18 protein-coding genes, 1 pseudogene and 1 CRISPR repeat array (1 of these 20 cut by a window edge) are annotated in these 25,341 nt (G+C 71.0%); of the genes and pseudogenes, 7 read left to right on the forward strand and 12 right to left on the reverse strand.

The genetic code is table 11. The annotated features are described in order from the left end of the window. Nucleotides 1–3,900: direct repeats of the CRISPR family, unit length 28 nt; unit sequence GGACCATCCCCGCGTGCGCGGGGAGCAG; it begins 89 nt to the left of the window's first position. Between the two features lie 131 nt (nt 3,901–4,031). After that, nucleotides 4,032–4,220, reverse strand: coding sequence for a DUF397 domain-containing protein (locus tag O7621_RS21780; protein WP_282230971.1), 189 nt, complete (start codon nt 4,218–4,220; stop codon nt 4,032–4,034). Beyond that, nucleotides 4,217–5,131, reverse strand: a complete 915-nt coding sequence (locus tag O7621_RS21785; protein ID WP_282230972.1) for a helix-turn-helix transcriptional regulator — start codon at nt 5,129–5,131, stop codon at nt 4,217–4,219. Before O7621_RS21785 ends, O7621_RS21780 begins: the two co-directional genes overlap by 4 nt. Nucleotides 5,132–5,420: 289 nt before the next feature. Here O7621_RS21785 and O7621_RS21790 point away from each other — a divergent pair, with 289 nt between their 5' ends. After that, nucleotides 5,421–5,642, forward strand: coding sequence for a hypothetical protein (locus O7621_RS21790; RefSeq protein ID WP_282230973.1), 222 nt, complete (start codon nt 5,421–5,423; stop codon nt 5,640–5,642). An 11-nt stretch (nt 5,643–5,653) separates the two neighbouring features. After that, entirely contained in the window at nt 5,654–6,607 is a 954-nt protein-coding gene (locus tag O7621_RS21795; RefSeq protein ID WP_282230974.1) for a hypothetical protein, read from the forward strand. Here O7621_RS21795 and O7621_RS21800 read toward each other — a convergent pair. Continuing rightward, nucleotides 6,585–7,736, reverse strand: coding sequence for an AbfB domain-containing protein (locus O7621_RS21800; RefSeq protein WP_282230975.1), 1,152 nt, complete (start codon nt 7,734–7,736; stop codon nt 6,585–6,587). The two genes, O7621_RS21795 and O7621_RS21800, sit on opposite strands and share 23 nt — an antisense overlap. A 427-nt stretch (nt 7,737–8,163) precedes the next feature. On the opposite strand from O7621_RS21800, the gene O7621_RS21805 reads away from it, so the two are divergent. The 3 genes from O7621_RS21805 to O7621_RS29240 all read left to right on the forward strand — a co-directional run bounded on the left by O7621_RS21805 (nt 8,164) and on the right by O7621_RS29240 (nt 12,808). Further along, complete coding sequence (locus O7621_RS21805) at nt 8,164–11,160, forward strand: hypothetical protein (RefSeq protein ID WP_282230976.1); 2,997 nt, start codon at nt 8,164–8,166, stop codon at nt 11,158–11,160. A 231-nt stretch (nt 11,161–11,391) separates the two neighbouring features. Then, a complete protein-coding gene (locus O7621_RS21810) occupies nt 11,392–11,781 on the forward strand; it encodes a hypothetical protein (protein ID WP_282230977.1) in 390 nt (129 codons plus the stop codon). Then, nucleotides 11,768–12,808, forward strand: coding sequence for a hypothetical protein (locus O7621_RS29240; protein WP_348775255.1), 1,041 nt, complete (start codon nt 11,768–11,770; stop codon nt 12,806–12,808). The genes O7621_RS21810 and O7621_RS29240 overlap by 14 nt, the downstream gene beginning before the upstream one ends. A gap of 58 nt (nt 12,809–12,866) precedes the next feature. On the opposite strand, the gene O7621_RS21820 is transcribed toward O7621_RS29240, so the two are convergent. The 3 genes from O7621_RS21820 to O7621_RS21830 all read right to left on the reverse strand — a co-directional run bounded on the left by O7621_RS21820 (nt 12,867) and on the right by O7621_RS21830 (nt 17,189). Then, on the reverse strand, nt 12,867–13,496 hold the full coding sequence (locus tag O7621_RS21820) for a copper resistance CopC family protein (protein ID WP_282230978.1): 630 nt from the start codon (nt 13,494–13,496) through the stop codon (nt 12,867–12,869). Beyond that, entirely contained in the window at nt 13,481–14,098 is a 618-nt protein-coding gene (locus tag O7621_RS21825; RefSeq protein WP_282230979.1) for a hypothetical protein, read from the reverse strand. Before O7621_RS21825 ends, O7621_RS21820 begins: the two co-directional genes overlap by 16 nt. 175 nt (nt 14,099–14,273) lie before the next feature. Further along, nucleotides 14,274–17,189 (reverse strand): BTAD domain-containing putative transcriptional regulator, encoded by a 2,916-nt coding sequence (locus O7621_RS21830; RefSeq protein ID WP_282230980.1) that lies wholly within the window; start codon nt 17,187–17,189, stop codon nt 14,274–14,276. Between the two features lie 207 nt (nt 17,190–17,396). On the opposite strand from O7621_RS21830, the gene O7621_RS21835 reads away from it, so the two are divergent. Both O7621_RS21835 and O7621_RS21840 read left to right on the forward strand, forming a co-directional pair. Beyond that, a complete protein-coding gene (locus tag O7621_RS21835) occupies nt 17,397–18,611 on the forward strand; it encodes a hypothetical protein (RefSeq protein WP_282230981.1) in 1,215 nt (404 codons plus the stop codon). Further along, nucleotides 18,608–19,003, forward strand: a complete 396-nt coding sequence (locus tag O7621_RS21840; protein WP_282230982.1) for a hypothetical protein — start codon at nt 18,608–18,610, stop codon at nt 19,001–19,003. Before O7621_RS21835 ends, O7621_RS21840 begins: the two co-directional genes overlap by 4 nt. Here the strand turns inward: O7621_RS21840 and O7621_RS21845 are convergent. From O7621_RS21845 to O7621_RS21870, 6 genes and pseudogenes are all read right to left on the reverse strand, one after another. Continuing rightward, entirely contained in the window at nt 18,965–20,965 is a 2,001-nt protein-coding gene (locus O7621_RS21845) for an NB-ARC domain-containing protein (RefSeq protein ID WP_282230983.1), read from the reverse strand. The genes O7621_RS21840 and O7621_RS21845 overlap by 39 nt on opposite strands. A gap of 179 nt (nt 20,966–21,144) precedes the next feature. Beyond that, nucleotides 21,145–21,420, reverse strand: coding sequence for a hypothetical protein (locus tag O7621_RS21850; protein WP_282230984.1), 276 nt, complete (start codon nt 21,418–21,420; stop codon nt 21,145–21,147). A 755-nt stretch (nt 21,421–22,175) separates the two neighbouring features. Then, a pseudogene (locus O7621_RS21855) lies at nt 22,176–22,689 on the reverse strand (formylglycine-generating enzyme family protein); the annotation flags it as partial. A 13-nt stretch (nt 22,690–22,702) separates the two neighbouring features. After that, a complete protein-coding gene (locus tag O7621_RS21860; RefSeq protein WP_282230985.1) occupies nt 22,703–23,857 on the reverse strand; it encodes a mechanosensitive ion channel family protein in 1,155 nt (384 codons plus the stop codon). A 32-nt stretch (nt 23,858–23,889) separates the two neighbouring features. Further along, nucleotides 23,890–24,984 (reverse strand): potassium channel family protein, encoded by a 1,095-nt coding sequence (locus O7621_RS21865; protein WP_282230986.1) that lies wholly within the window; start codon nt 24,982–24,984, stop codon nt 23,890–23,892. A gap of 19 nt (nt 24,985–25,003) precedes the next feature. Beyond that, nucleotides 25,004–25,318 (reverse strand): antibiotic biosynthesis monooxygenase, encoded by a 315-nt coding sequence (locus O7621_RS21870; RefSeq protein ID WP_282230987.1) that lies wholly within the window; start codon nt 25,316–25,318, stop codon nt 25,004–25,006. Nucleotides 25,319–25,341: the final 23 nt, after the last annotated feature.

Below are 25,341 nucleotides of genomic sequence, written 5' to 3' on the forward strand. Positions count from 1 at the left end.
GAGGGCAGGTACCAGCCGCCCATCGGCCACCCGGGACCATCCCCGCCTACGCGGGGAGCAGATCGTCAACCTCGATGCGGACGCCGGATGCGAGGGACCGTCCCCGCGTACGCGGGGAGCAGGACGACTGGCCGGGCCTGCCGGTGCCGGCCCGGGGACCATCCCCGCGTGCGCGGGGAGCAGAGACCTAAAGGTAAATGGGTGACCGTCACCAAGGGACCATCCCCGCGTGCGCGGCGAGCAGGGTTGCCGATTGGGCGGGGGTGCGTCTTGATAGGGACCATCCCCGCGTGCGCGGGAAGCAGCCTGGGGTTGGCTGGCGCGCTCCGCGCCCCAAGGGACCATCCCCGCGTGCGCGGGGAGCAGGAGGTTGTCGACGGTCCGGCGGTACCGGGTCAGGGACCATCCCCGCGTGCGCGGGGAGCAGCGGCCCGCGACCTGGAGGCCCTGCGTGGAGCACGGACCATCCCCGCGTGCGCGGGGAGCAGTCGACACGTCGGAGACAACGACCAGCACCTCGGGACCATCCCCGCGTGCGCGGGGAGCAGCCGAGCGAATTTCCCCGCCGGATTCCCTTCCGGGGACCATCCCCGCGTGCGCGGGGAGCAGGGCACCGGAGCGGCCGGCGGCGGGGTGGTGGGACCATCCCCGCGTGCGCGGGGAGCAGGCGTGTGGGTCGACGGGGTGTTGACCGCGACCGGGACCATCCCCGCGTTCGCGGGGAGCAGCTGTTGTGGACCGCCTCATGCGTTTTCGTCCCAGGACCATCCCCGCGTGCGCGGGGAGCAGAAGGGACTGTGCGCCCCCTCATGCTCTCAGCCGGGACCATCCCCGCGTGCGCGGGGAGCAGTTTTCCTCGGACATGGCCTGTGAGCTGGGAAGAGGACCATCCCCGCGTGCGCGGGGAGCAGGTGGCGGAGTGCACCGGCCAGCCGGCCGCCCGGGGACCATCCCCGCGTGCGCGGGGAGCAGAACTGGAAGTGGGCCAACCCGGCCCTGGACCAGGGACCATCCCCGCGTGCGCGGGGAGCAGGTTCAAGCAGCCCTTGACCAAGTTGAGATACAGGGACCATCCCCGCGTGCGCGGGGAGCAGTCGTCGGCCGGTGGCCTCGGTGAGGTCGGGCAGGGACCATCCCCGCGTGCGCGGGGAGCAGGCGGCCGGTGTGTTGTTGCGTCGGCTGCGCGTGGGACCATCCCCGCGTGCGCGGGGAGCAGCATCCCGACCTGGGTGGGGAGCAGGGTCAGCCGGGACCATCCCCGCGTGCGCGGGGAGCAGCAGCCGCTTGACGTCGGCCTCCACCTGGGCGCGGGGACCATCCCCGCGTGCGCGGGGAGCAGCGAGACCGCGCTCGGTCGTGGTGCGGGTGCCCGGGACCATCCCCGCGTGCGCGGGGAGCAGAGGTCCGGGTGGTCCTGCGCGAATCGCTTGGCGGGACCATCCCCGCGTGCGCGGGGAGCAGACGACGACCCGCGCCTGCCAGCACTTCGCCGCGGGACCATCCCCGCGTGCGCGGGGAGCAGGGCGGCGAGATCATCAACATCTACGGCCGGCACGGACCATCCCCGCGTGCGCGGGGAGCAGGACCGGACCACCACCGCGCGAGTACCGCCCCCGGGACCATCCCCGCGTGCGCGGGGAGCAGTGCCGGGTGGCGATGTACAGCTCCCGTCTTCCGGGACCATCCCCGCGTGTGCGGGGAGCAGCTGGTGGATCGGATCGCGGCGCTGGTCGACGCGGGACCATCCCCGCGTGCGCGGGGAGCAGTCACCGTCACCACGTCGCGAACGTGGCCGTGTCGGGACCATCCCCGCGTGCGCGGGGAGCAGACCGCTTGCCGCCGGTCCTGTTCGCTGCCCCAGGGACCATCCCCGCGTGCGCGGGGAGCAGACCCTGCCCACATTCCCGGGGTTTCTCGCATTGCGGACCATCCCCGCGTGCGCGGGGAGCAGTCTCCCGGCACCTACCGGACGTCGCACGGCGGAGGACCATCCCCGCGTGCGCGGGGAGCAGCCCGGGCGGTGTGTACCGCCCGGGCCGCTGGTGGGACCATCCCCGCGTGCGCGGGTAGCAGTTGTTCCCCGCCTCCACCCCGAACAGTTCGAAGGGACCATCCCCGCGTGCGCGGGGAGCAGGACCGTACCGGCGACCAGCCGGCCCGACGCGTAGGACCATCCCCGCGTGCGCGGGGAGCAGGCCCGGTCACCGAAGCCGAAGCCTCGCCCCCTGGGACCATCCCCGCGTGCGCGGGGAGCAGCACCTGCGAAAACGTCTGTCGGGTGCGCGACAGGGACCATCCCCGCGTGCGCGGGGAGCAGGCCACATCGCCGGCCCGGTGTGACCCGCCGTCGGGACCATCCCCGCGTGCGCGGGGAGCAGCAGTGGGTGGCCATGCCGGTGCCGGTCACCCGGGGACCATCCCCGCGTGCGCGGGGAGCAGGTCGAGAGCATCCGCGATGGCCTCGACGTCCACGGACCATCCCCGCGTGCGCGGGGAGCAGTGGCCGGGGTGGGTGCGGCACCGGGGCCGGTCGGGACCATCCCCGCGTGCGCGGGGAGCAGAAGCTGACGAAGTCACCCTCGAAGGCGTAGCCGGGACCATCCCCGCGTGCGCGGGGAGCAGGGTGTCTAGGTCGGCCGGCTGACGACGTGGACGGGACCATCCCCGCGTGCGCGGGGAGCAGTCCCCGATCAGCGGCGGCAGACGCCATAACCAGGGACCATCCCCGCGTGCGCGGGGAGCAGGCCACCGGGGTGGCGGCCGGACTGGCGGCGCTGGGACCATCCCCGCGTGCGCGGGGAGCAGTGCAGCAACTCCGGCTCGATGCGGTTGAGCCCGGGACCATCCCCGCGTGCGCGGGGAGCAGGGGGGCGAGGCGTGCGACGGCGAGGACGAGGAGGGACCATCCCCGCGTGCGCGGGGAGCAGACCAATCCAGTTGAAGAAGATCAGGTCACCGGGGGACCATCCCCGCGTGCGCGGGGAGCAGTCGATGATCAGTCCTGATCCGATGTCGGGCCGGGGACCATCCCCGCGTGCGCGGGGAGCAGCTCCGTTTCAGCTGGGGCAGTCGGGTACAGCGGGGACCATCCCCGCGTGCGCGGGGAGCAGGGAGGTATCAGCAAGCAGACCGTAAGCAAGCAGGGACCATCCCCGCGTGCGCGGGGAGCAGAGGCAAAGGGTTGTCCGCGTGGCCTGGTCCGCGGGACCATCCCCGCGTGCGCGGGGAGCAGGTTCGGGCCGATCAGTCCCCGTCGCTACTGCGGGGACCATCCCCGCGTGCGCGGGGAGCAGTTTGTGTCGTTGAAAACGATGGTATCGATGACGGGACCATCCCCGCGTGCGCGGGGAGCAGGGATCAGCTTTTGTCGGAGGCGATCGGGGCGCAGGGACCATCCCCGCGTGCGCGGGGAGCAGTACGGGCCTGTTCTCGACGGGCTTCCCCTACGGGGACCATCCCCGCGTGCGCGGGGAGCAGATGAGGATGCTCGGGCTGTACCGCTGCACCAGCGGACCATCCCCGCGTGCGCGGGGAGCAGGACCGTCGAGAGCAATGACACCCGCCGGCCCAGGGACCATCCCCGCGTGCGCGGGGAGCAGGCCCGTACAGGCGCATCATGAGCCACCGCGCGGGGACCATCCCCGCGTGCGCGGGGAGCAGTCCACCGGGCCCGGCGGCACGTCGACCACCACGGGACCATCCCCGCGTGCGCGGGGAGCAGGAACCCCTCGATGTAGTCGGTTGTTCCATTGCAGGACCATCCCCGCGTGCGCGGGGAGCAGAGCTGGCCGACGTCGACACCGCCACGCAGCTGGGGACCATCCCCGCGTGCGCGGGGAGCCCCGTACTCCGTCGACAGATGCCCCTGCTGTGGACCATCCCCGCGTGCGCGGGGAGCAGTTCCTGACCTGGGCGTTTACAAGGTTACCGGCCGGTTTTCGTTCACTTTCATTCGGAGCTACTCCAGGTCCAACGAGGTGTTGCGGGGCGGATGCAGGCAGGGTACCTGCCTGCATCCGCCAGCCGGCGACCTATCGGGTAGGCAGGTGGGCGGTGAAGGTGGCCCACTGGGCGGGGGCGAAGGTCAGGACCGGGCCGGTCGTGTCCTTGCTGTCTCGTACGGCGATGACGTCGGGCAGGTTCGTCGCTACTTCGACACAGTTGCCGCCAGCGCCACTGCGGGTGCTCTTGCGCCAACGGGCGCCGGTCAGTCTGGTCACTGCTCTAATGCCTCCAATGCATCGCTGATCATCTGCGTCGAGGATTCCTCATCGAGCGCACCGCTGTCGAGGTGGTTCCAGACCATCTCGTAGGCCCGAAGCTCATCAGCTTTGTTGAGGTAGAGCGCCCCAGTGAGGGTGTCCACGTATGCGAGTGGCGGCTCAACGGGATCGGGGCTGAGCGGGGCATTCGGGAAGTTGAGTAGCGTGAAGGTCGCGGTCATGGCTCCGTGAACACCCGCCGAGTACGGCAGGATACGGATGGACACCGAGAACTGCCGGATGGCATCGAGCAGATGCCTCAGCTGATCCGCCATGACCTGACGGCCACCGACCTCCCGACGCAGTACTGCTTCGTTGAGGATCGCTCGCAGGTGTGGTGGACGCGGTGCCCTGAGCAGACTTTGCCGCTCCATCCGGACCGTCACTCGCCGCTCGATGTCTTCCTCTGTCACATAGCCGGTCAGGACTCGGTTCACCGCCTCGGCGTACTCCCGTGTCTGCAACAGACCGGGTACCAACTCGGACTCGTACTGACGGATCATGGCGGCGCTGTCTTCGAGGGAGACGTAGAGGCCGAACCAGGCGGGTAGGGCCGATTCGGTGTAGTCGTGCCACCAGGCACGCCTCGGGGCTTCGCGGGTCTCCCTGGTCATGGTGAGCAGGCGGTGGCGGGTCTCCGGGGAGACCCGGTAGAGGGTGCACATGGCGTCGACGTCGACGTCGCGGAAGCGGATCCGCGAGTCACCGGCCTCGATGCGCCAGATGGTGGAGGAGCCGCGTTGCAGTGCCTGAGCTGCGGCGTCCTGGCTGATGCCGGCGGCCTCCCGCAACACGGTGAGCCAGCGGCCGATGTGTCGGCGGAGCAGGGTTGTGCCGATGGAGCCGGACAAATCGCTCGCCTCCTTCATCCTCTGTGGTGAGTGTAGTCACCAACGTGGCGGACAATCAACTGACGAGCGCCTTCATAATCGTGAAGGCGCTCGGCACGGAAATGATTGACCTCGACCAGGGGTTGCCCACGACGATGAGGGCGCATCGCGCCTTGTCTTATGCATGCGGTCCAACTTAGATAACTGATGCCGGTGCTGTCCATAGTCACCCGCCGCAGTCGGGAAACCCCCGTGACCGGCTGCGGCGGGCCCGGCGCATGCACTCCTGCCCGCACGATTAATTGATCTTCGCTCGGGAGGAAATGGAATGTCCACCGCCCTCGCGTTCATTGCCGCCGGCTTTGTGCTCGGCATTCCGCCGGGTCTGCTGCTGTGCCGGCTGCGGCGGCGCTGGTGCCCGGCCTGCGGGCAGACGCTGCGCTGCCCCGACTGCGGCTCCCGGCAGTTCGTCACCTTCGACATCCGGCCGACGACCGGGCGGCGCTGGTCGCCCCGGGTGCGGTCGGCGCCCCGGGCCGCCGGCCGGTGACCGTCGAGCACGTGGCGGCACGGCCGTCGTGGCGGTGCCGGGTGTGCCGGGCACCGTGGCCGTGTCTGCCGGCGAAGGCGCAACTTGTCGCCGCGTACGACCGGATCGGTCTGTGTATGTACGTGGCCGAGCGGTCCGCGGCGGCCGCCCTCGACCTGCCGGGGCTGACCCCGGCGGCGGCGTACGCCCGGTTCCTCGGCTGGGCGCGGGCCGCCACCCGTTCCGAACCCACTGGAGAGACCACGATGGAATCCGAGATGACCGTCCGGGACGCCGACGTCACCGACATCGCCGAGCTGTCGGCGCTGCTCGCCGAGGCGTTCGTGACCAACCCGGTGGCCGGCTGGCTGATCACCGACGTGTCCAACCGGTACACCACGTTCCTGCGGCTGTTCGACGTCGAGTTGACGCACGGGCTGAGGCACGGCGTCGTCCACGTTGCCGGCAACCGGGAAGGGGTGGCCATCTGGCAGCCGTACCCGATGCGGTTGACGACGGTGACCGACCACGAGCGGGAGGTGCTCGGCGCGGCCGGCATCTACCGGCGGCGGGTCGCGCACCTGCGGGCGGTGCGTGACGAGCACCGGGCGGCGGCGCTGCGGCTGCCGGTCGGGCCGTCGGCCGGCCTGTCGGCGCGGTCGCCGGTGGGGTCTGCCGGGCCGGGCGACGGGTCCGCGCCGGAGCCGGTGGTCGGCCACGAGCTGGTATACCTGGCGGCGGCGCCGTGGCTGCGCCGCCGCCGTATCGGCGCGGCGCTGCTCGACCACCATCAGCGCACGTTGGACGCCGCCGGGCTGGTCGGGCACACCGTCACCGACGAGGAGTACGCCCGTGACCTGCTGGCTGCGCGCGGTTGGCGCACGCCCGGCCCTCGGCACCTCTCCCCCGGCGGGCCGCCGCTGTGGTCGATGCGCCGTGACCCCGGCACCCGGCCGACCCCGCCTACAACGGGGTACGGACGATGAAGGTGGCGTAGGACGCGTTGGCGCCTCTGCCGATCTCGGCGAGTTTCAGGTCTCTGCCGTCGTGGTGCAGGTAGCGGTCCGGGTAGTTGTAGGAGCGCAGTGAGGTGTGCTGCCCGGTCAGTCCGGCGACCGGGCAGAACGTGGCGTCGGCCCGGAACAGGGCGCTGCCGTCGATCCGGTGCAGGTAGAAGCGGAAGTTCTGGTGGCGCAGGTAGTAGCCGGGGAAGTTGACCGCCTCCAGGGAGATGCAGCTCGACTTGGCCAGGCCGCGACGGACCACGAACGCGGCGTCGGCCCTGCTGCGCTGGTCGACGACGTCGACGCGGCCCTCGAAGTCGCGGTGCCGCACCCGCCGGCCGGGCAGGTTGACCGGCTCCAGCCCGTACGTGCCGCCGACGGTCAGGGTGAGGTACGCGGGTGCGGTCGGTTTCGGGTCCGGCTGCGGGTTGGTGGCCGGCGGCGGTGCCGGTGCGGCAGGGGTCGGCCCGCCGCCGGGTGCGTCGGTGTCGGGCGTGGTGGTGTGTGCGCCGTCGCCGACCGGGCGAACCTGCTCAGCCCGGTCGGTCGGCTCTTCACTCGGCTCACTGGTCGGCCCGCCGGTCGGCCCGCCGCTCGGCTCCTCGGTCGGCGGTGCGGCGGACGTACTGGCGCTCGGGGCTCCGGCGACGAACTCGCCCCGGATCGGCTCCTGCTGGGCACCCCGGTTGGTGGCCACGGTCGCGGCGATGACAGCGGCGGTGAGAACCGCAACGGCGCCGATGGCGGTACGGCGCGGCGGTCCCGTCGAGCGGTCGGCGTGGCTGACCGGTGCGGCGGGTAGGGCGTGGGTGCCGGGCGCCCTGCCGCCCGATGCCCTGCCGCCCGGGGCCGGGCGGTCGGCGGCAGGGCCTGTGCCGGCGGCCGATGTGCAGTCGGTGACTTCGCCGTCGATCGTCGAGGACGCCGACCAGCTGACCTGGCCGAGCCGGGCGGTGGCCAGAGTGAGTGGACTGTCCGCCGGTGGCCGTGGCCAACGCGGGGCGGAGCCGGCCCGGCGGGGCAGCTCGCCGCCGGACGTCGGCTGGCCCTCGGGCGACGCGAGCCAGCGCCCGACGCGCGGCGGATCCTGCTGGGTGTCCTCGTCGGACATCGGTCATCCCACCTCCGGCTCACAGCCCGTCCTGGCTCTGTCACTGCATCGCGGCGCATACATTCTCATTTCGCCCGCATGGTGCGCCAGTACCCGGAGCCACCGAGTTGTGTCACTTCGACAAGGCACCAGACCCCAACCACCACAGTTGCCACTCTTGGTAGTCGGCTTATGACACACGGTCGCGACCGGTCGAGCTTCCCGCCGTCGACGGCCGCTCAGACCCTCCCGGAAACCTCACTCGATATGACTGAATGTAGGCATTGACCCCGACGGTGCAGTTTTTCAAGGAATACGACATCCACACTGTCACGGATTTGCCAGAAAACCATTTCTCACAATTGTTTGCTTGACAGCTTTTCGGGGTGCCTGAACCATCGAGATCTGGTGAGTCCACTGTCACCAACCCCACATGGAGAGGAACTCGATGAGTCCCGGCACCAACGGAGCGGCGACCCCGACCAGCACCACCTCCACGGTTTCACCGACCACACTCGATGGGCCGACCCCGAAGGACCTGTTGCCCGCCAGCGGCGACCATCCGGTGGAGATCGTGCAGTACCAGACCGTCGTACTGACCGACATTCCGGGCGCGAAACAGTACCCGGAGTTGGCCGGCGCGATCGACCTCGGGGAGGAGAATCTCCCGCTCTACGATCGCCCGGCACAAGGCATGATCGTCACCACCGAGCAGTCGTGGTCCGTGAAGGGCGTGACGCTCGGCCGGCTCCTGCACAGCCTCGCGCTGGCACCGGGCGAGAGCACGAAGGTCGCGGTCATCGACTGGGAGCGCCGCACAGTCGGGACCGGCGCGGAGAAAACGACCGAAAGCGACGTACTGACCAGCGCGACTGACCAGAACCGGTCGATCAGCGAGCTGGCCAGCAGCATCGCCATGGAGGAACAGCACGGATCGTCCAGCATGTCCCAGTCCAGCTCGTCGACGAGCGCGGGAATCAACGCGGGCATCGCGTTCTTCGGCGCCGGCATCGGTGCCTCGCTGAGCCACTCGACGAACAAGGGGGTCGCCACGTCGGTGGCCCGCTCGACCGGGCAGCGGGAGGTCGCCGCCGAGGCCGCCCAGCGGATCGACGCGCGGACCCAGCAGCTGGCGACCGCAGCACGCAGCCGGAACATGACCGTGGTACGGGAGACCTCACAGTCGGAGAAGGAGCAGGTCCTCACCCGGGTGGTCACCAACTACAACCACATGCACGCGATGTCGGTGCAGTACTACGAAGTCGTCCAGATCTACCAGGTGACCACCAAGCCGACCAAGCTGGAACGGTGTCTGTTCATCCCCCTCAAGGAGCTGCACTTCACGCAGAGCATCCTGAAGCGGTACTCGGACGCGCTGGCCGCAGCGGCACCCGAGGAATGGGCCAAGAAGATCCGCGGCGCGAACCCGTTCAGCGCCGCGGTCCGCAAACTCGACGGCTGCCCGGCCGCCAAGGCACCGACCACCCCGGCCACCCAGGGCGTGGAGTTGATCGACATAGCCGAGTCGAGCATGGGCGTCTACGGCGTACGCAAGTCCGACAGCGCACCGGTCCGGTACAACCCGGGCACCAAGAAGTGGGACGCAATGCCGACCAACGGGCTGGCCAGTGGCCGGTTGAAGGCAATCGCGCCGGGCAGGAGCGTGGTCTGGGCGATACAGGTGGAGAACGACTACTCCGTGGTGTTCGACGGAACGACCTGGAAGGTTCACCAGCCAACTTCCTCCGCGCACCACATCGCCTGCGGGCCGGACGACAGCGCGTACATGCTGGGCACCGACGACACGACCTACCGCCTTTCTGGGCCTGGCACCCTGACCGACCAGTTCAGGGTCAGTGGGATGAAGGACATCGTGGTGCTCGGCGCAAACAAACTCTGGGGCCGATTTCCGGACGGCAGGACGGAGGAACTCACCGACGAACCCGGCAGTCAGGGCTGGCAGAAGCGCACACCCGCCACCAGCAGGTTGGCCCGGATGGTCGCGGCACCGGACGGTGCTATCTGGGGCGTCACGGAGGACAACACGCTGCTCGTCGTCAAGCCCGGCACGTCGACCTGGACGACGCCGCAGACGGCCAACGGTGCCCCGGTCGACCGGTTGCCCGCCGGTCTGCTGCACGCCCACCGCGGCATCCGGTACACCGTCGACGACCAGCCCAAAGCCGAGGCGGGCTCGGCCACCAGGATCGACGTCTGGTGGGACAGCGCCGGCATTCAGGCCGTCTCACTCAGCACGCCCGGCCAGACCTTCCGCTGCGGCGACACGCGTGGCTCCGGAAGCGCCGACAAGACCCACACCTTCGCCGCCGGCGACAAGCTGCTGTCGGTGAGCTACTGGACCGACAGCGCGGGCGGCAGCGGCTGCCTCACCGGGATGCGGCTGACCATGCAGTCCGGCGTGGTCGACTTCGGATCGGCGGTCGGCTCGACCACCCCGGCGGACTACACCGAGGACACCGGCGGTGCCATCCTGTGCGGCCTGCACGGGTCGACGCTGGTCACCCAGCCGTCGGAGGCGGCCGGCGCCACCCGCACCTACCTCACGGCGCTCGGGTTCCACGTACGCGGCGGAATGGTGTCGCAGGACGTCCTCGACCACCTCAACGACAACCGCCGGCACTACAGCCAGGCGGTCTGGGCCAACGCCGACGAGTTGACGCTCAGCCGCATCCTGGCCAACTACACGTACACCCCGCCGGGAGGCAAGGCCGACACGGTGCCGCTCGGGGTGCGGCTCGATCCGAAACCGGTCGCGGTGACCGGCAACTACCTCGGTTTCCGGTGGAACTTCGCCACCGAGGAGGAGCGCCTGGACTGGGTCAGCGCCCGCCGGGCGGCCAACCGGCCACACCCCAGCAGTCTCGGCCCCGAGGTGACGAGTGTCGTCGGCATCGCCACCAACGGCGTCTTCGCCGAGGCGGTCCTGGGCCGGTCCAACTCCGCCGAGAAGATCGACCTCACCCGGTTCTGGAACTGGAAGGACTCGCCGATCCCGATCCTGCCCACCGACATCGCCCCCGTCGCCACCGGCGGTCGGGCGCGGGACGTCGACGTGAAGGTGGCGGCCCTGGCCCCGAGCGAGGCCAAGCTCCAGGTGGTGCCGGCGTTGCCCGCCCCCACCGGAATGGACGCGACGCTGCGGACCATTTCATCCGCCAACCTGTTCCGCGACATGAGCGGGATGTCCGAGATCAGCCAACTTCTCAGCAAGGGCCTGGAGTTGGCGGGCGGCAACGACCAGGCCGCCGCCCAACGCGCCAGCGACGCGATGAAGACGGCAACCGAGCACATGCAGAAGATGGCGCAGATCGCCGTCGAAGCCATCTCGAAGGCCGTGCCCGCCGGTCAGGTCGCCGACAGCGTCAGCGCTCTCGGCGGACTGCTGAACCAGGGTCCGAAGAGCACCAGCGACGCCGACGACTGACCGACGCCGTGCGCAGACAGCGGTAACGGGGCGGCCGGGCCAACTGGCTCGGCCGCCGCGGCGTCCGGTGCCGGCAGCACCGCACGTACATCGGCGGCCGGATCGATGTTCGCCGGGTTCGTTGCCCGGCTCGGTTACCGTTGCGAGAGTGACCGGTCGACTCACGGTAGCGAGGTCGATCAGGTCGGTCCCCGCACGTGAACGGGCGACCACGATCAGTAGAGTGGGGACGTGCCTCTGTGGATCGCAGCGACGTGGGGACTGGTCGGCAGCGTGGTCGCCGAAGCGCTCAATCTCTACGCCATGATGCGCCCGACCACCGAGTCGAAGGGGCGTTGGCAGTGGCCGTGGCGTACCCGGGCGGACCAGCCCATCATCATCTTCGCCGTCACGTTGCGGGCCGTCGCGGGCACCGGGCTGGCCGCCGCAGCGGCGGCCGGTGGGGTGGCCACCACCGCGTTCGCGACGTTCGTCTTCGGCGTCGCCGCGCCGCTGTTCATCGCGCGGATGTTCGACCAGGTCCGGGTGGTGGACCGGGGCACGCCGCCGCCGTCGATCACGCACCGCCCCGCCGCCGACCTGGATTCACCTGTACGGGAGCCTGGCGATGAATGCCCGTGACGGTTTCCTGTCCCGGCTGGTCGCGGCGCTGGCCGCCCGTCCGGCCGAGACGACGACGTCGGTGCCGCTGCCGGCGCGGACCCGGCTGGCGGCGGCGCTCGCCGCCCGGCCGGTGGTCGGGCAGCCGGTCGACCGGCCCGCCGACGGTGCCGTCACCGGGGCTGCGGCCGGCGCGGTGTCCGCCGGGGACAAGCTGACCGGCCAGGTCAAGCTGGTCGTCGCGGAGCTGCTGAGGACCACCGTGGACCAGTTGCAGCTGGACTCCGACGGCGACATCGGCATCCGCGCCGGTTCGGCGATGATCCTGGTACGCGCGCAGGAGGACCCACCGCTGGTGGAGGTCATCTCGCCGCTGCTGACCGGGGTGCAGCCGTCCGAGGCGCTGCTGCGGCGGTTGACCGAGCTGACCGTGACGATGCCGGTCGGCCGGATCTACTGCACCGGCGACACGGTGTGGGCGTCGATCCCGGTCTTCGGTGTCGACTTCCAGCCCACCCAGCTGCTGCTGGCGATCCGGGCGATGCTCCGCCTCGCCGACGACCTCGACGACCAGCTGCAGCGGGAGTTCGGTGGCAGCCGGGCGGCCGGACCGGAGTCACCGGGCATGGAGGCGTTGCCCGACCCGACCGGATACCTGCGGGACCTGGCGGCGGCCGGTGAGTCGCCGGCCGGGCACATTCTGGTCGATCTGCTCGCCGACCGGGGGCATTTGGACCAGCTGCGGACCCTGGCGGCCAGCGGCGACTGGCATGCGGCGTCGCGGCTGGCGACCCTGCTGTACGCCCAGGGTGAGCAGGCCGAGGCGGAGCACTTCTGGCGGCTGGCGGCGGACAAGGGCGAGCCGTCGGCTCGGACCGAGCTGGCGACGGTGCTTGCCGGGCGGGGCGACGTCAACGAGGCGATCGCGTTGCTGCAGGCCGGGGTGGGCGCCGACGACTGGCACGGGGTGGGTCTGTTGGTGACCCTGCTGGCCCGGCAGGGTCGCGCCGACGAGGCGGTGGCGCTGCTGCGCGACCGGGCGGGTTGAGCCCGGCCGGCTCGACGTCGAGCCGGCCGGGCTGTCTGTCAGCCGGTGGTGTCGCCGGTCAGCTGGCGGGGCGTTGCCGGGCCCGTCGGCGCAGCAGCCAGCCGACGAGCAGCAGCACGAGCAGTCCCCCGCCGGCGGCGGCGGCGACCCCGGCCAGCAGCGGCCCGCCGCCCCGGTCGTCCGACCCGGCGGTGGCCGTGTCGGCCGTACCGCCGTCGGGGTCGGCGCTGTCGACGGAGTCGGCCGGCTCGGCGGCGGCGCCCGGTGCCGGCAGCACCGCTCGGGCGCAGTCGGCCGGGTCGGCGCTGTCGGTGCCGCCGGCGACGACCTCGAAGTAGAACTTGCCGCTGATCGCGTGCCCGTCGGCCGACGTCGCCTGGTAGTCGAGCGCGTGTACGCCGGTGGTCAGCGGGTCGACGGCGGCGCACAGGGTCTTCGCGTTGACCACGACCGCCTCCCCCACCGCGACAGCGGTGTCGTCGGGGCCGGTGACGGTGATCCGCCGTTCGCCGGTGCCGGACAGCGGGCCGAACGTCAACGCGATGGTCGCCACACCGGGGGCGACCTCGTCGCCCGGCCCGGGGGCGGCGGAGACCAGCTCGGTGTGTGCCTGCGCGGGAGCGGCGAACGTGACCGCCGCCACCCCCGCGCAGGCCAGGGCCGTGGCGTGGCTCAGAAGTCGGCGCATGCCAGGCGGTTGTCCATGGTCTCCATCGGGTGGATGACCACCGACTTGGCGGCGTCGCCGACCTGCTGCTCGTTGGTGACGGTCGCGGTGCCGGTGCCGTCGGCGGCGGCGGTGAAGCCGAGGTGGACCTCGTTGGGCGGGGTCTCCGGGCCGCTCTCGTCGAACTTGAAGTGCGGTCCGCCGTTGTCGGCGGCGCACTCCTGGGCGTGCAGGTGGCCCATGTACTGTGCGCCGGGTTCCAGCCCGGTCATGGTGACGGTGACTGTCGTACCGTCGTCGGTCTGCGCCAGCCAGGCGGTCCCGGCAGCGTCGTCGGTGCCCGGTGGCCGGGTGTCGAGCAGGGCGAACGTGGCCTCCACCGCGCCGTCGATCTGGTCGGCCGGGGTGGCGGACGGGTCGTTCATCATCCCGTCCATGCCGTCCATGCCGTCGGAGTCCATGTTGTCGGACATCGCGGAGGCCGACGCCGACGGCTCCGGGGTCGCGTCGGCGGCGTCGGTGGTGCCGGACGAGTCGTCGCCGCAGCCGGCGAGGACGCCGACCGCCGCGAAGCCGACCACCGCGACAGCGGTACGCCAGCGGTCCGATCCGTTGATGTTCACGTGTCGTGTTCTCCCTGTTCGGGTGCGAGGGTAGGCCGGCCGCGGGGTCCACCCGGCCGCCGGCACATGTCTTGCCGTTCGAGGTCTTCCGATAATTGGGTCGGACATGCTGGCGCGGAAGTTCCCGCGAGATCCCGTGGCGGGACACCCGGATCGGCGGGGGCGCGGGGTCGGGTCAACGCGGGGGCCGGGTCAGTGCGGCGGCGGTGGCGTGCAGCCGTTGATGGACGGTGCGGGCCTGCGGGTCGGTCAGGTCGGCGGTGATGGTGAGCGCCTCCTCGCACCGGGCGCGGGCGCCCGCCCGGTCGCCGGTGGCGGCGAGACTGTCGGCGAGTACGGCGAGCGCCCGCGCCCGCCGGTGCAGGTCGCCGATGGTGTCGCTGAGCTGCAGCGCCCGGGTGGCGGTCCGCTGGGCGTCGTGGTGGCGGTCGAGCCGGCGGTGCGCGTCGGCGGCGGTCAGCAGGGCGTCGCAGTGGGCGGTGTCGTCGCGGGTCTGCTGGTGGATGGCGAGCGCCGCAGCGCAGTGGGTGAGCGCCAGCGCCGGATCGTCCAGCGTGAGGTGCAGTTCGGCGAGCCGTACCTGGATCCGGCCCCGGCCGCGCTGGTCCCGGCCCTGTTCTGCGCGGCGCAGGGCGTCGGTGTAGCAGGTCACCGCCGCGTCGTACTGGTGCAGTGCCTGGTGGGCGTTGCCCAGTCGGAGCAGGGTGGCGGCCTGCCCGGCCAGGAAGCGGGCCTGTTCGGTGATGTCCAGCGACTGCCGCAGCAGGGTGATGGCGCGGGCCGCGTCGCCAGCGTTGAGGTGGGCGGCGCCGAGGTTGTGCAGGGTGGCGCCTTCGACTTCGGTGAGGCCCTTGTCCCTGGCGATCCGCAGCGCCTCGGCGAAACCGGCGGCGGCCCGCCGGTAGTCGTGCGTCGCGAAGTAGGTCGCGGCCAGGTTGTTGGTGGTGCCGACGTGGCCGAGGTCGTGCCGGTCGGCGACTGCGGCGTCGACGGCCGTGCGCAGCAGATCGAGGACGTCGTCCTGGCGGCCGGACCGGCTCAGGGTGCGGTGTACGTTGCCGGCGATCTGCCAGGCGTACCGGTGGAAACCGGACGCTGCGGCGGCGTGGACAACCGTGGTGAGGTTGGCGCGTTCGGCGTCTATCCATGCTAGAGCGGCCGGGCCGGTGTCGAAGGTCTGCGGCGGGATCCGGGGTGGCGCCATGTCGGGGACGGGGTTTTCGCCCGGGGCCAGGATCGCGGCGGTGGCGGCGGCGGTGTGCAGGTACCAGTCGAAGAGCCGGTGCAGGGCGGCGCGGCGTTCGTCCGGGGTGAGGGTGGTGGCGGCGAGGTCGACCGTGTAACGGCGAAGCAGGTCGTGCAGGCTGTGGTGGCTGGGCGCCTCGGTCCGGATCAGGCTGGCCCGGATCAGCGCGTTGAGAGCGTCGCGGGCGGGGGCGGCGAGCAGTGCGGCGGCGGCGCCTTCGCTGAACTTGGCTCCGGGGAACAGGCCGAGCAGGCGGAACAGTCGGGCGGCGGTCGGTTCGAGTGCCTGGTAGGACCAGCCGAAGACGGTGCGCAGGGTGGTCGCGCGGCCGTCGTCGCCGTCGTGGTCGAGCAACTCGGCCGCGAGGTCACGGGCCAGGTTGGTCAGGTCGATACCGGGCCGGTCGCTGACGTACGCGCCGACGATGCTCAGCGCCAGCGGGAGGCCGCCGGAGAGGTTGGCGAGGGCGCGCAGGCTGTCTGGCTGGTCGTGGTGTGGGGTGTGGTGGACGTGGTGGGTGAGCAGGTCGACGCTCTCGTCCGGGGTGAGCGGTTCGAGGTGCAGGTGCCGGGTGCCGCCGAGGACCCGTAGGCCGCGGAGCCGGTTGCGACTGATCACGATGGTCAGGCAGGTCGTGGAGTTGGTGAGCAGTGGGGCGACCTGGTCGTCGTCGCGGACGTTGTCGAGGATGATGAGGACTTTCCTGCCCTGCAGCAGTTGGTTGTAGCGGTCGCGGCGTAGTGCGGTGTCGGCGGGGATGAGTGCGGGCGCCAGGCCGAGCGCGGTGAGGAAGCGCCCGAGCGCGTCGACCGGTGTGACGCCGGGGCCGGGGCCGTGGCCCTGCGCGTCGAGGTAGAGCTGTCCGTCGGGGAACTGCTCGGCGTGCAGATGCGCCCAGTGTGCGGCGAGGGTGGTCTTGCCGACGCCGGGCATGCCGGTGAGCAGGATCGTCGGGACCATCGTGCTCGACACGATCTCGTCCAGGCTGGCGAGCGCCGAGGCGCGGCCGACGAGCCGGGCGGCTCTCGGGTGGATCTGCCGGGGCGGTGGGCCGGTCGTCGGGCTAGCCGGTGGGGTGAGCCCGAACTTCGTGTCGAGTGCGCCGTTGACGCGTCTTGCGGCGATTTCCTGCTCTCGTTTGACGGAAGCGATGAGATCGATGTACGGGGGCATCCCGACTTCGCTCTCGTAGGTGCCGATGAATGATCTTGCGAATCGCATCGCGTCGTCGGCCCGACCGGCTGCGGCGAGCGCGAGCACCATTCGGTGTGCAAGTTCCACGTCGTACGGGTGACGCTGGATGATCCTTGCCAGGTCGTCGACGGCCCGGCCGGGCCGGCCGGCACCGATCAACGCATCGGCCCGGATGCGGTGGACCTCGATATGCCGTTCCTGCATCCGGTCACGCATCAGCTCGGCCTCCGCGGAACGGAGCTCGGCGAGCGGTTCGTCGCGCCACAACCGCAGCGCCTCCTCGGCTACCGCGACCGCCGCCGGCGGGTCGTCGGGAAGCAGTTGACGGGCCTTGCCGACGAGGTCACAGAAGCGGTGGTAGTCGACCAGGTCGGTGGACACATCGAGCCGGTAACCGGTGCCGGAACGCACCAGCGCGTCGCGCTGACCGGCCGCGCGCAGCACCGCCCGGACCCGGCTGACCAGCTCATGCAGACCTCCACGGCGCCGCGAGGCCTGCCCCGGCCACAGATGCTCCAGAATCGCGCCCTTCGGCACCGATTCACCGGCGTGATAGAGCAGTACGGCGAGCAGCGCCCGTTGGCGGGCCGGACCGAGGTGAATGTCGTCGCCGTTGACCTGCAGGGACGTCGGGCCGAGTATGACAAACACCGCAAGCCTTCCGTTGCCGAGCAGTTGCGGTCATCATCATTTTCGACCTTGCGCCAGATTAACTAAAGGTCCACTACGCACAGTCCAAAATCCGACATACTGCTGCGAGCACTACGCAAGTACCATGCAAGGCTACCGGCAAGTCAACTGACAACAGAAGCGTCGATGCTACTCCCATAGGCCCGTGCAGCCACGGAGGGAGTCCAGTTGACCATCACGGAATGGACCGACGCACCGATCGGCATCGACGCAGATCGCTGGGTAACGCGCGCCAACTGCCGTACGGTTCTCGGCGTCGCGCACACCCTGGTCAGCACCCAGCGTCTGCTCGACGTGATCGAGCACATTGAGGATGATCCGCGTCTGCAGATCGTCTTCACAGTGGCACCGGACGTGTTCAACCGGGGCGTCACCGGGTATCTTCGGCGCACCGGCGCGCTGGTACTGCCCTGGCACCAGGCGGTGAATCACCGGTTCGACCTCGCGCTCGCCGCCTCGTACGGCGGACTACGGCAGATCCACGCCCCGCTGGTGGTGATGGCCCATGGCGCCGGGCACGGCAAGACCGCACCCTCGCCCGTACCTGACGGCCTGCCCGCCCCCGGCGCCCCGGTGTACGGCCTCGACGCGCAACGCCTGGCCCGCGACGGACGCCCGATCGCGGCCGCCGTCGCCGTGTGCCACGAACACGAACTCGCCGTACTGCGCCGGCAGTGCCCGGAGGTGCTGCCCACCGCGCTCGTCATCGGCGACCCCTGCTACGACCGGCTCGTCGCCAGCCTGCCACTGCGCCGACGGTACCGCCAGGCGATCGGGGTCGGCGACCGCCAGCAACTTGTCGTGATCGGGTCCACCTGGGGCCGCGCCGGACTGTTCGGCCGGATCCCCGATCTCATCTCGACCGTCATGCACCAGTTGCCGGCCGACCGGTACCGGGTCGCGGCCCTGCTGCACCCGGCCGTCTGGGGTGCGCACGGCGTCCGGCAGGTCCGCGCCTGGCTGCGCGACTGCGAGCAGGACGGGCTGATCCTGCTGGACCCCGCCGAGGACTGGCGGTCCCTCGTCGTCGCCGCCGACCATGTCATCGGCGACCACGGCTCGGTGACCGCGTACGCCGGAGCCCTCGGCCGGCGGGTCCTGCTCGGACCGGGCCCCAGCGGCGTTGCCGTACCCGGTTCGCCGCAGCATCTGGTGGCCACCTCCGCCGGACGGCTCGACCTGGACCGGCCGCTGCCCGCGCAGCTGGCCCAGACACCGGCGATCGACCACGGCGCGGTGGCGGCGGCGCTGACCGGTCGCCCGATGGCCGCCGTCACCCTGCTGCGCCGCCGCCTGTACGAACTGCTCGGGCTGCCGGAACCGGGCCGCCACCGGTCGGCGGCACCGGTGCCGGTGCCAGCCATCCACCGGAGTCCCCGGTGACCCGGGCCGACGTCGCCCACGCGACGCCCGACGAGGAACCCGTCATCAGCGTGCTGCACGTGCCGACCGACGACACGCCTGCAGCCGCGCCGTACCATCCGGCGCTCGCCGACATCCTGATCGACTGGACGGGTGGCTGCGCCAGCTGCCGGTGCGCGACGCTGCTCGCCCGCTACCCCGGTGCGGTGCTGGCGGTCGCCGCAGAGGTCGGCCGTGGCCGGGTCGCCGTCGCGATCCGATGCCTGGGCGACGTCACGGTCCGCACCTACCGCTCGGCGACCGGACGCGCCCGGCGCGCCGGACCGGCGCCGCAGCGGCTCGTCGCGGTGGCCCACCGGCTCTACCACCGGTGGTCACGGTGCACGGCGGACCGACCGGGCCCGGTCGGCTAGACCGAGGCCGGCGAAGATATCGGCGGCGGCCGACCAGTGCAGCCGCGCGATGTCGTCGTTGCCACGTCGGTGCGCCACCTGACCCAGCACGTCGAGTGCCTCGGCCCGCTCGTGGTCGGAGCCGAGGCCGCTCATCCGGTCGTGCCCCCGGGTCGCCAGCTGCTCCGCCCGCTCCAGGTCGCCGGTGCCGACAAGTGCGGCGGCCAGGGCGATCCACGCCCGTGCCTGGTTGTACGGGTCGACCGTGGCCAGCCTGTCGAAGACCGCCTCCGCTTCGGTCAGCAACGGCAACGCCTCGTCGGCCCGGCCCAGCAGCACCCGCAGGGAGCCCAGATGCAGGCAGGCCAGGCCGACTGTACGGGCGTCGGCGAGCCGCCGGTAGCCGGCCAGCACCCCTACCAGGGTCTGCTCGGCCAGGTCGGGCCGGTCGCGGTCGCGGTGCAGCCAGGCCAGCGCCTCCTCGGCGTCCAACGCCCCACGCTCGTCGCCGATCTCCTGGTACCGCCCGATCGCCAGCTGGATGTGCCGTTCGGCCTCGTCGAGTCGGCCGAACTTGGTGCTCACCCGGCTCAGCCGCTTGAGCATGTCGGCCTCCGCCCACCGGTTGCCCCAGATCCGGGCGGCTTCGACGCCCCGGGTGTCCGCCTCCAGCCGGTGCCGGTAATGCTTGTGGTAGAGGAAGACCGGCCAGAGCACGTCGCACAGTCGCCAGGCCAGCTCGGCGTACCCGTGGTCGAGGGCCGCCCGGCCGGCGTGGACCAGGTTGACCAGCTCGCGGTCCAGCCAGCTGAGCGCGGCGGCCCGGTCGGCGAAGCGCGGCACCCGGACCGCCCGGTCGTCGAGGTAGGCGTAGTCGATCCGGCGCCGGTACGGGGTGACGGTCAGGTCTGCCCGGTGCGCGGCGGACAGGTAGAACTCGGCGATCCGGCGTACGGTCGCGTGCCGTTGCCGCTCGGTGTCCTCAGCGGCGCACCGCTGCTGCGCGTCCAGCCGGAGCAGGTCGTGGAAGCGGAACCGGTCCTCGGCCGTCTCCTGCAACAGGTTGGCCTCCAGCAACTCGACGAGCGGGCCGTCGCCGGGCCGGCCGCCGGCCGGGTCGGCGAGGTCGACCGGCACCGCCGTGACCGCCTCGACGCCGAAGTCCGGGCCGGGATGCAGCGACAGTCGCCGGTAGAGCACGGCCGCCGACGGAGTCAGGCTGCGGTACGTGGTGTCGAAGATCGATGACGGGCCGGGTTCGGCGGCGGTGAGGGTGGCGAGCCGGTCACCCTCGTCGGTGAGCGCGGCCACCATCGACCGCATCGACATGTGCGGACGTAGCGTCAGCCGGCCGGCGGCGACGCACAGGGCGATCGGCAGCCCGCCGCAGATGCCGGCCAGTTCCGCCGCGTACTGCGGCTCGCGGTCGACCCGGTCGGCGCCGATCGTGCGGGTGAGCAGCTCGACGGACTCGGCGGCGGCCAACGGTGCCACGTCGATCAGGCGGCCGCCGTCGCCGACCAGGCTGACCAGCCGCCGCCGGCTCGTCACGATCGTGGTGGCCGGTGGGCCGGCGAGCAGCGGCCGGACCTGCGCCGCGGAGAAGGCGTCGTCCAGCAGAACCATCAGCCGTCGTCCGGCGACGAGGGTACGGTACGCGGCGGCCTGCTCGGCCAGGCCTACCGGCACCTGCGCGGCCGGGGTGCCCAGGGCGCGCAGGAACGCGCCGAGCACTGTGGACGGATCGAGTGGCTCCTCACCGCTGAACCCCTGCAGCGCGGCGTAGAGCTGGCCGTCGGGAAAGCGCTCTCGCAGGTCATCGGCCCATCGGACGGCCAATGTAGTTTTTCCCACACCGCCGGGGCCGCACAGCACGACGGGACCGACCAGGCCGGTGGCGGCGACGCGGTGCAGCTCGGCGAGTTCAGCCGTACGGGCGGTGAAGTGCACAGCAGGCGGTGGCAGCTGCCGAGGAGCCGTCACGGGCGACGACTGACTGTGGATGGTTATGCCACCGTGCACCGCACCCGCTTGAACGACCGCCCCGGAAACTACCCCAGTCATGCTGTTCGGGTCGCTCACCGCGCCCCGGGACCAATTGCTCGTTCCATTGTATGGAAGATCCTTCCCACATTGACGGACTAACCGGCTGAGGCGCACCCCTATATGGCGATGCCTCCGGTGATGTCCCGCGCCTGGATGACCGTCGCGGCAGATCCGTTGAACTCGTTGCGCACCCCGCCGACCGACGCGTCGATCTCGGCCCGGGCTAGCTGCCACCGCCGACGCAGCTCGTCGGCGAACTCCGGGTCGCCAGCGATCTCGCTGCTCAGCACCCTGACCAGCTCGTCGCGACGGTCGACATCGGCGGGGTGGGCGACCACCTGGTCCAGCTCGGATGTCGGCGCCCCGGACCGGCCCAGCCGGTCACGGATCATCCGGAACAGGGCACCAACAGCCGATCTGCCGTCGGATATCAACGTTTCGACGCCTTTGCCGGCTGCCGCAGTTGCAATAGCCAGCACCAACGGATCAGGCATGCGCGCCACTCCCACAATCGATCACCGATCGACGTGAATGCGCGCGATCCTCACTGATTCACGCCGGCCGCCGGCGATTACTCCCGGCTTCCCATGCTAGCGATCGACTCAAATGTAAGGAAGCCGTCACGGCGGGTCCCGGCGTGAGTGACGCAACCAGACAGACCGTCACGCTCCGTAGCACCCCTGCCCTGTTGGCAATGATTGAGCCGTCGAATATCGAGTTTTGGTGCCTCTTGTGGCTACCTGTACGGCGAAAACACCGCTTGTAGTTGTTTCGTTACCCAAATCCCCCTTTGGGGGGTATGTCAGACGTGGGGTAGTCTCACGTATGGAGCAGATGACCTTGGCGTCGTCAGCAATCGAACAGAGAGGCACAACAGTGCACAACGCGCTTGCTTATGGGCCCGTGCTCCTGCTGTGGCTGACCTACGTCTGATCGACCCGCCGGCGACAACTTGTCCCGGCTATCAGCGATCCTGACGAGGCAGCACAACAGCATCTGACAGGAGCCCCAACAATGCGAGGGCGGTGGTCTGTGATCGCCGCCCGCCAATAACCTACGCACCACGCGCGGAGAAGCTCAACGTCTCGGCCCGCGAACGCTCATCCGACCCAGCCCCGCCTTGGGTGAGGGGAGACGGCACCGGAGCGGCAATGTGGAACCTCACATCACCGACCGTGTACGTCGGATGGCTGCGACAGCGTACGGATGCCCGGCAGCTCCAATACTCATCGAATCAACCGCCACCGCGCAGCATCCGGTAGATGCCGTAGATTTCGGCATCGTAGATGTCCCAGCACCACTCCCACACGTTACCGGACATGTCGTACAGGCCCCAGTCGTCGGCTGCCGGTGCCCACATCGTGGACCCGCTCGCAACGTTGTCGCGGTACCAGGCAATCTCATCCAGCGGCCCGTAGCGTGGGCTGGTGGAGCCGGCGCGGCACGCGTGCTCCCATTCAGCTTCGGTCGGCAGCCGGTCCCCGCAGGCCGCGCTCGGACGCCCGCCAACAACCACGGCGTACTCGGCTTGCGTGACGGGTAGAGCCCCGATCTGAAACGGCTCGAGATTCACCGACCACCGGCGGCTACGTCCGCCGGTCCGACAAGGTCACCTGTCCCGGCGCGACAGCGACCATCGAACTCTCCAGGTGCGCATCCATGAAGACGCCGGCCCTACCGGTGGTCGGCGGACGAGTTCTGGTCGCCGACGCCGGGGGTGGTCTCGACCGCCGCCGGGTCGGACAGATTGACTCGCTGCAGTGGAGCCGACGGGTGCGACGCACCCCCGTCGTGGCCGCCGACCTCGGCGCGCACCCGGGGCCGCGACTGCGGGTGCTGCTCCTGCACCCAGGCGACCAACTGCTCTCTGACCAGGCATCTTAGGTCCCAGAGGGCCGACGAGTTCGCCGCTGACACGAGCGCGCGGGTCCGGATGTTGCCGTCGGTGGCCCCGGTCACCTGCAGCCCGCAGACCCGACCGTCCCACAGCGGCGCGGCCGCCTCCGACTCGACGATGCGACGCAGTTCCTGACGCATCGACTCGACCGGCAGACTCCAGTCGACGTCGATCTCGGCGGTGCCGAGCACCGACGACGCGGTCCGGGTCCAGTTCTGGAACGGCGTGGTGGTGAAGTAGTTCGACGGCAGGATCAGCCGACGCTCGTCCCAGATCTTCACCACCACGTAGCCGAGAGTCATCTCCTCGATGCGGCCCCACTCGCCCTCGACGACGACCACGTCGTCGAGGCGCAGCGCGTCACCGAAGGCGAGCTGCAGGCCGGCGAAGATGTTGCCGAGGGTGCTCTGCGCGGCGAGCGCGGCGACCACACCGACCAGACCGGCGGAGGCCAGCACGCTCGCCCCGGCGGCGCGGGCCCCCGGGAAGGTGATCAGCATCGCGCCGACGGTGAGCACGCCGACGACGGCGAACGCGACCCGGCGGATCACGGTGATCTGGGTGTGCGCGCGGCGGGCGGCGAGGTTGTCGTTGACGTCGATCGGGAATCGGCGCAGCGCGGTGTCGGCGGCCAGGCCGAGCAGGGTGGCGACCAGCCAGCCGCCGGTGGCGATGGTGGCCAGCAGGATCGCGTGCTGCACCGGCTCGTGCCAGCCGTTGGTGGTGGCGATCGGGATGGTGAAGCGGGCGGCGAGCAGCGCGGCGATGATCGCCGTCGGCCAGAAGGCGCGCCGGGAGATGTCGGTGAGCAGCATGGAACGGCGGCCCGCGAAGCGGAGGATGCGGTAGACGACGGTGACGGCGAGGGCCGCCGCAGCCGCCGACCCGATCACGATCGCGGCGCTGACCAGGGCGTCGGACACGTCCGACATCTCCTTCCCATCGGTTTGTCGGCAGCGGCCAGCTAATCACATTGACCGGTGCCGGCCGAGGACCGGTCGACGTCGCGCAGCGTCACCAACGGGGCGGACCAGCCCCGCAGACCGGCCAGGAACGGTACAGACCGGGCCAACACCACCCCGACCAGCCCGTCCCGGCTCGTCTTCTGGTCGTACCGGTCACCCAGCGCGGCGGTTAGCCGCGACTGCAGCCGCCGCAGCATCTGGTCGGCGTCCTCGTGGTCGGCGTCGTCGTCGACGTCCAGGACCGTGTCGTTCAGGTAGCGGCGGGCGATCGTGTCCTGGGCGCGCAGCAACGCGTACGCCAGCTCTTCGGCCCGTGGTCCGAGACCACGCCAGGTGGCGCAGCGGGCGGTGAGCAGCGCGGCGACGGTCGCCTCGACGACATGTTCCAGAGCCGGTTCGAGGTCGTAGTCCGGCCGCCGCGGCCGGTAGGTGAGCGCCACCAGCGGGTACCGCCGGACGGTGTCGTCGATCGCGCGCAGGTCGGCCGCCCAGTCCGCGCAGCGCTGCCGGGCGGCGTCGACCCCTTCGGCGGTCAGGCTGCGCACGATCAGCCCGACGCCGTCGCTGCCGCGGACCTGGTCGTGCACGGCGAGCGCGAACCGGTTCCGCACCGTCAACCCGGTGATCAGTTCGATCAGGTACGTCGCCAGCGCGGCGAACAACGCGAAGCCGAGCGCCGCGACGCACACCGCGAGCAGCTTCTGCGCCGAGGTGTCCGGGGTGAGGTCGCCGTAGCCGAGCACCGTGAGGGTGCCGGCGGAAAAGTACAGAGCGTCGTCGAAACCGGTCGGGCCGTAGCCGGCGACCCGGTGGTAGCCGTCCAGGTGCGGCCACACCACCAACGCGACGCCGACCACCAGCGGCACGATCCAGGCCAGGAAGGTGCCGGTCACCAGCACCGGCCCGGCCCAGACCAGCAACGTACGCTCGGGTCGGCGACGCCGGTTGGCGGCGAACGACGACAGTCGCCACACCGACCGCCGGACCGCGCCGGCGAGCGGGCCCTCCGCGTCCGGGTGCAGGATCGTCAACCAGACGTCGACCACCACCACGGCGATCAACACGCCACCCGGTACCGCCCACAGCCACATCATGGGCGCAGGTATACCCCGTTTACCGGCTGGTCGACTGCACCACCTCGAACTCGAGCAGGCTGGCGCCGGTCGCCACCGGCGGGCGGGGCCGTTCGCCGTCCCCGGCGGCGTGGGCCTGCCGGGCCGGGCCGGCCGCCCACGCCTGGTAGGCCTCCTCACTCTCCCAGCGGGTGTAGACGAAGTAGCGGCCCTCCCCCGCGACCGGGCGCAGCAGCTCGAACGCCAGGAACCCGGGCGCGTTCTCCACCGCCCCCTGGCGAGCGGCGAACCGCCGCTCCAGCTCGTCGCCGGCGCCGTCGGGGACCTCGATCGCGTTGATCTTCACCACTGCCATGTGGACAGCCTAGTCGGGGTACC

Origin of the sequence: Solwaraspora sp. WMMD937, from assembly GCF_029581175.1 — a bacterium.
Lineage (GTDB): Bacteria > Actinomycetota > Actinomycetes > Mycobacteriales > Micromonosporaceae > Micromonospora_E.